Genomic DNA, 7205 nt, shown 5'->3' on the forward strand with positions numbered 1-7205 from the left:
CAATGCGATATTTAAATAAAGAAGATGTTAAAAATATTGCTACTGGAGCATCGTTATTTGGCGCCGGTGGTGGTGGTGATCCATATGTTGGGATGATGATGGCAATTTCCGCAATTGAAAAAAATGGCCCTGTAAAATTGTTATCGCTTGATGAAATTGATAATGATGATATTTATATGCCGGCTGCTTCCATGGGAGCGCCACTAGTTATGACCGAAAAATTTCCTAAAGGTGATGAATTTACTCGGGCATTTAATCGACTTGGGAAATACCTTGGTAAGCCAATCACGGGAACATTTCCAATGGAGGCCGGTGGAGTTAATTCGATGATTCCAATCGTTGTTGCCGCTCAAGCGGGGATTCCCTTAGTTGATTGTGATGGAATGGGAAGAGCATTTCCGGAGCTTCAAATGACAACTTTCCATTTAGGCGGTGTCTCAGCAACGCCCATGGTTGTTACTGATGAGAAGGGAAATTTGAGTATTTTGGAAACCGTGACCGATAAATGGTCGGAACTATTGGCTAGAGATCAAGTTGTCGAGATGGGAGCCAGTGCCTCAGTTTCTCTTTATCCCTCAACTGGTCAGCAAATGAAGAAAAATGGTATCAGAGGGATTATTAGTCGATGTGAAAAAGTTGGAGAAATTGTTAAAAACCATACTAAAGGAAAGGACTGGCAATTAAACCAGCTACTTGATTTAACAAAAGGTTTCCATCTGTTTGACGGTAAAATCGTTGATATATCAAGAGAAACCCGCGATGGCTTTAACTATGGTGAAATGACAATTCAAGGACTAAATGATTATAAGGATCAGCAAATGGTGATTGAATTTCAAAATGAGAACCTGATTGCTAAACGAAATGATGAGATCGTTACCAGTGTTCCTGACTTAATCTGTTTGGCCGATATGGATAATCTATTACCAAGTACTACTGAATCAATTAAATATGGTAAGCGGATCACAGTCTTAGGCTTGCCAGCTGATAAAAAATGGCGGACACCAAAGGGAATTGAGACAGTCGGACCAAGATACTTCGGCTATGATTTTGACTATAAAACAATTGAATCAATTAATGAGGAGGTTGAAGTATGAAATATCGTTTAGGAATTGATGTTGGTGGAACCAATACGGACGCAGTCATTCTTGATGAATCACTTAATGTGATTGAGAGTACTAAATCACATACGACCCCAGATATTGAAACTGGTATTTATAATTCAATGAAAACAGTTATTGATCATTCTGGGATTGATCCCAACATGATTACGCATGCAATGTTGGGGACAACTCAATGCACAAACGCAATTGTCGAACGGAAGAATTTAGCAAAAGTGGGAATTATCAGATTAGGGTATCCAGCGTCAGTGTCAATTCTTCCCTATACTGCGTGGCCCGAAGATATGGTGAAGGTTCTTTCTGGCAAGTACAGCATTCTTCACGGTGGTGCAGAATATAATGGCAATCCGATTTCTGATTTTGATGGAAACGAGCTACGACAATTGCTTAAGGATTGGCGCGGTCAGGTTGAATCAATTGCGATTGTTGGGGTGTTTTCCTCGATTAAACCCGAACAGGAAAATGAAGCTGCAGCAATCATCAAAGAGGAATATGGAGAAGACTTTCCAGTTTCATTGTCTTCAACCATTGGCTCTATCGGACTTATTGAACGGGAAAATGCAACAATCTTAAATGCTGCTCTTCATAACGTTATTCAAAGGACGGCAAACGGATTTGCACAATCACTGATTCATGAAGGCGTTAAAAATGCTAAGACTTATCTATGTCAAAATGATGGGACATTGATGTCGATTGATTATGCGCGCCATTATCCAATTTTAACCATTGGCAGCGGTCCAACCAATAGTATTCGGGGTGCGTCATATCTGGCTGATTCGAAAAATGCGGTCGTGTTGGATATTGGTGGCACTACAGCTGATCTGGGAGTCCTCGTGAATGGTTTCCCACGTGAATCTTCAATTGCGGTAGATGTCGGCGGAATTCGGACTAATTTTAGAATGCCTGATATCATTTCGATTGGATTAGGTGGTGGTAGCATCGTTACTGAGGACGATAATGGGGACATTACTATTGGTCCTGAAAGTGTTGGCTATCAAATTGAAGAGAAATCACTGGTTTTTGGTGGCAAAACGATGACAACTACTGATATCGCTGTTAGGTTAGGCAAGTCAGATGTTGGCGAATATCAAAATGTTGCCGGAATTAGCTTGGCGTTTGCTCAACGGGTTGAAGATAAGATTCAAGAAATTATTGAGAATGCCATTGATCAAATGAAAACCAGCAGTGACGATGTTGATTTGATTCTCGTAGGTGGTGGGGCAATTATTGCTCCTAAACAACTGCAGGGGGTTAAAACAATTATTCAACACCCTCAAGGGTCGGTTGCAAATGCGATTGGCGCATCAATTGCTCAGGTCAGTGGGGACTTCGAAAAATTATATTCGTACGAAAAAGTTCAACGAGAGGATGCCTTAAATGACGCCCGCAGTTTTGCCGAAGATCAGGCAGTTGCTGCCGGAGCTAACGTAAGTACATTGGAACTTGTTGATGTAAATGAAACTCCACTCGCATATGCCCCTGGTAAAACGACCAAAGTGAGAATTAAGGTGGTTGGCGAGTTAAATTAAATATTATTTACCGTTGTAGTTCGGCACGAGCCATTCCGAAAGCTAAGGTTATTGAAATGGCTTTTTTAATACGAAAAATAGTGTTTATAATTTTCTAATTTCCATGGTAATTAATAGTGAACACAAAAAAATCTCATTCAAGTGATGGATCTTTTTTATAGATTGGCAAATCATAGGCAGTAATCGGACAACCCAACTAAAACCTCAGAATTTAATTTTTAATTATCAAGCAGGGAATTTAAAATTGTTTGGGTAACTTTTGAGGTTAATGATTCTACAAAAAACAAAGAGACAAATCTTCAAGGACGGAACTTTGAATTTGTTCAAGGGTCTGTAAACCATCTAATGAGACTTCATTTTATTAGAAGTAATAACGTATTGAAAGAACAGATTATCAAAGTTGCTTATACAAGGTTATATTTCGATTAACGTGTCATGAAATAAAAAAATGATTAAATTAAATAAGAATCGAGTCTGTGAGTGAATCGATATAAGTCTTCGACATTGTTACACGTGAAACAATGTCTTTTAATTAGTAACCACAGTAAAAGGCGATTTCTTTTTAACGAAGAAGTCGCCTTTTTGTGTGGACAGTTGCGCTAATCACGCTAATATGTTCAATTATCCGCCGCATTAAAAGTGATTATCAATAGTTTCAACTAAATCAAGTCAAATCGTGGGTCAAACCTGCGAGTAATCTGGTCGCAATCGACCAGCTAAGTGGTATTTCGGTGGTTGGAGATCCCGATCAGGCTGCCATTTGAGTGAAAGCCGATTATTTCAACTCAATGTCCAATGATTGATTTAATTGTATTCCCGCGTTAAATATTGATAACTATCAGCACGGATAGTTGATTCGAACAAGTTCCCTCAGAACTTTGAGACTATAGGACCCCCGCTTTAAAGCTGAATATGATAGGTGTATGCAGTACAGCAAGATTCAAAGTGCGATTAGCTGGATACCTAAATCTCCACACCTCTATTATAATATATTGTGAAATGATAAACAATGTGAATTTTGTTGGTTTGGATAAGCTTGATTAACCTTTTGAAATGAACACGGCCGGCGATTTAGAATTATCGGCAAGTGTATGTAACTTTTTATTACATATATTTTGGAAAAAATGTATGTAATAAAAAGTGATGACCTCACCAGTGCTGTTCAACCATGTGCTAATAATTATGCATATTTGTTATTCCAATTAAAGCTTTAATTAAAGCAACAAAAACCGAAAGCATCTAAAGCATTCTCCTAACATTTCCATGTAATAAATGAATATGTAATTTAAATAAACGCACTATTATATATATTTATACATTGACAACCCTGATAATCATGCTACAATTCATTTAACTCATGTTAAAAGATATTACATGAAATGAATTGGAGGCCATTAGATGGAGCATTCACTTAAGCATAGTATTAGCTTCTTTGGACTGATCGCATTAGGAGCCGGTGGCGTCATTGGCAGCAGTTGGATTTATACCAATAGTCAATTTTTTAAGACTTATGGTGCCGGCGGCGAAATATTTGGGTTACTAGCCGCGGCTTGTCTTGCAGTCTTGGTATCATTGTCGTTCGCGGAGCTCTCAACAACTTTCTCTCGATCAGGCGGGGAAGTTGTGTATGGTTACGCGGCTTTTGGAAAAAAAGGATCATTATTTGCTGGTTGGGCATTACTCGGGGCATATATTAGTACGTTGGCATTTTATGTGACGGCATCCAGTTTGCTCATCTCAACGATTTTTCCTCAAATTGCAATTGGCCCGTATTATTCATTTGCAGGCGTTAAAGTTTATTTAACTGAATTAGTAATTGGAATTGCGATCATGCTGTTGGTTTTTTTGATTAACTATTTTGGTGCCAAATTAACTGGTCGGGTGCAGATATTGATGTTTCTGTTATTGGTAGTTCTTGGCTTGTCTCTGGTTGTCGTCGGCTTCTCACGGGGAAACGTTGCTAATTTTCTCCCGGCTTTTTCACAAAGCCAAGATAAAGTATCTTCAATTTTTCGATTTATTTTACCTGCAATGACCTTTCTGACTGGCTGGGAATCAGTCGCAATCATGGCAGAAGAGGCAAAATTTCCGAAGAAACGAATCGGGACGGTGGTAATCTTATCAATTGTAATCGCTGCGGTTTATTACATTTCGGTATTGCTATCATCAGCTTGGGTGTACCCTTGGCAGCAGACTGCCGGTATGCAAATGGGGACAATTGATGCATTCAAAGCAGCTGGTTTTCCAATCCTGAGTGTTTTTGCCTACGCCATTTCATTTTTGGGGTTGGCAACGAGTGCCATGACGCTGTTTACTGCAGCATCCCGTCTTGTCTTTTCGTTAGCCAGAGCCCGTATCCTGCCTCAAAGATTTACGAAAGTTCATCCAAAATATGGGACGCCCGTCAATGCATTATGGCTGGTCTTAGCACTCGTTCTTGGAATGGGTTGGCTCGGGAAAGGAGCTTTAGTTTATTTCCTTGATATGGGTGGCTTTCTCGTAGCATTAGCTTGGTCATTTAGTACATTTTGTTTGTTGAAGATTCGGCGCAAATACCCATACCTGGATGGTGGATTCAAAAACAAGCATTTGTTCTTTCCAACTTTTGGTGGGGTGATTGCGCTTGGGGTAGCTGGTTTGACATTGATTCCGGGAACCCCCGTTTCACTTGTTTGGCCATATGAATACATTATTTTAGCCATTTGGTGTGGCTTTGGGCTAGTAAGCTACTTTACTCAAAAGGGCGAACAATCTGTTTCGGAAGAATTTATGGGAGCAGATTCTCAGTTACTTAACTCTAAAAATGTCTCAAGTAATCCAAAGGAGGTTCTTTAAATGGCTAACGATATTGACCAACCCATTCCGGTTTCAAAACAACCGTGGGATTGGAAATTGTCTCATGATCCGTTGATTGAAGAATCAGGGGAGCCGCTAATTGAGGCGGCGTTTTACCCAGAACGAATCTTAACGTTTCCAGAATATTTTTATCAAGGATTAGATGGGACGGTGTTGCCAATTTTCATTCGTCAAGGAGCCTATGATCGACTAATTAAGGCAGCGGCTAGCCTTCCGAAAGGCTATAAGTTTGTCCTATTTGATGTCTGGCGTTCTAATCCCACCCAGAAAAGTTTATTCGATACTCTCAAAAATCAATTGCGTGGGCTGTTCCCGGATTTATCAGAAGAAAAGTTAACTGCCCGCACCCTGATTACGGTTGCCCCACCTTCCAAAGATCCGAAAAGGCCTTCACCGCATAATACGGGTGGGGCGGTTGATTTGTCGATTGCAGACGCTAGTGGTCATCTATTGGATTTTGGAACGCCATTTGATGATCATACGGAGGTTGCTAGGACGACGTATTTTGAAGAAAAACGTCTTAAGGATGAATCATTGACCGAAAAAGAGATAACGATCATTAAGAACCGCCGGCTTCTGTACCAAGTGATGATAAGTGCTGGCTTTACCAACTATACCGATGAGTGGTGGCATTACGACTATGGCAATCAAAACTGGGCCTGGAAGTCAGGAAAGGACACCGCCATTTATGGGTCGGCTAAGCCTAAATTTGCTTGGCGGGATCCGTTTGAATGATTATAATGAAATTATTAAAAAGACAAGCAGATCCATTCCTTTTGAAGTGCAATTAACTTCAAATTGGAATGGATCTGTTTTTGTGATATTTTGAAAAATTACCGACTCCAGCGCCAAGCCATCACGATATCCAAGATCGATATGACCACTAAGGTTGCCCCGAAGAATTGGAGAACCACCAACACAGTGCCGAATGGATTAAACATCAGCATGATGCCCACTAAGACCAACAAAATCCCATACAGGCTATTTGGAAAAGGCGAAACGTTCACGTATTCACGATGCTGTTGAATGCCGTCAACCGTTTTGGAGATGCCCATGATAACCAGCGTCAGGCCGACAATAAATGGCAAAAAGGCAAGCAATGGTTTGGCAAATATCCAAATGATCAGCGCAATAATCAACTGTGAGACGCCCATTGTCAGGCTGTAGCTGGTGATATCATCGTGGGATCGCTGCCACCAGCCAGAAATCAAGTTGATAATGCCAAACACCGCGAAAAAGACTGCCAATATGATAATAAAAATGTTCAAAGTTTCATGTGGTTCAAACAGGAACAGTAGGCCAAAAATGATATAAGCCAAACTTTTGAGCCAAACATAATTTCTAATTTGATTGATAAATGAGTACATATGATCTCCCCCAACTTATTACTGTCTTCATGATACGAGAAATGTTATCAAAACAACAGTAATTAGTAACAGGTTATCAGATTTTTTGGTGGGTCTTAAAGTCGAATATTGGAATGACAAGTAGGGACAGGAATGGTAACCAAATTAAGTTGGCATAAACATTTAGGAAAGCGTGGTTTAAATGAACCTTCAGTTGATGTTTAATGTGAGCAATGAGGGATTTTAACTGGTGATCCAAGTCATTTTCTTTCTTAGTAATCGTTTGGCTAACTGTGGCTGAGAAACTGTTTGAGATCTAAATTGAGTTTTGGTATACTTTTGCAAAAAAGGAAATT

The 7205-nt window shown here is 39.8% G+C and carries 5 protein-coding genes; 4 read left to right on the forward strand and 1 reads right to left on the reverse strand.

Annotated elements, in window-relative coordinates; all coding sequences use genetic code 11:
- Window positions 1–2: 2 nt before the first annotated feature.
- The 4 genes from FD12_RS02065 (at window position 3) to FD12_RS02080 (ending at window position 6238) form a co-directional block, all read left to right on the forward strand.
- A complete protein-coding gene (locus FD12_RS02065) occupies window positions 3–1094 on the forward strand; it encodes a DUF917 domain-containing protein (protein WP_056981413.1) in 1092 nt (363 codons plus the stop codon).
- Complete coding sequence (locus tag FD12_RS02070) at window positions 1091–2647, forward strand: hydantoinase/oxoprolinase family protein (protein ID WP_054747583.1); 1557 nt, start codon at window positions 1091–1093, stop codon at window positions 2645–2647. Before FD12_RS02065 ends, FD12_RS02070 begins: the two co-directional genes overlap by 4 nt.
- A gap of 1398 nt (window positions 2648–4045) precedes the next feature.
- Window positions 4046–5482 carry an APC family permease gene (locus tag FD12_RS02075; RefSeq protein ID WP_056981415.1) on the forward strand — a complete coding sequence of 479 codons (1437 nt, stop codon included), beginning with the start codon at window positions 4046–4048 and terminating at the stop codon, window positions 5480–5482.
- Complete coding sequence (locus FD12_RS02080) at window positions 5483–6238, forward strand: M15 family metallopeptidase (RefSeq protein WP_054747585.1); 756 nt, start codon at window positions 5483–5485, stop codon at window positions 6236–6238.
- 98 nt (window positions 6239–6336) lie between these two features.
- On the opposite strand, the gene FD12_RS02085 is transcribed toward FD12_RS02080, so the two are convergent.
- The gene (locus tag FD12_RS02085; protein WP_056981417.1) at window positions 6337–6870 is read right to left on the reverse strand and encodes an HdeD family acid-resistance protein; all 534 of its coding nucleotides are present in this window, start codon (window positions 6868–6870) and stop codon (window positions 6337–6339) included.
- Between the last annotated feature and the right edge of the window lie 335 nt (window positions 6871–7205).

The organism is Lentilactobacillus rapi DSM 19907 = JCM 15042, from assembly GCF_001436255.1.
In the GTDB taxonomy this organism is placed as follows: Bacteria; Bacillota; Bacilli; order Lactobacillales; family Lactobacillaceae; genus Lentilactobacillus; species Lentilactobacillus rapi.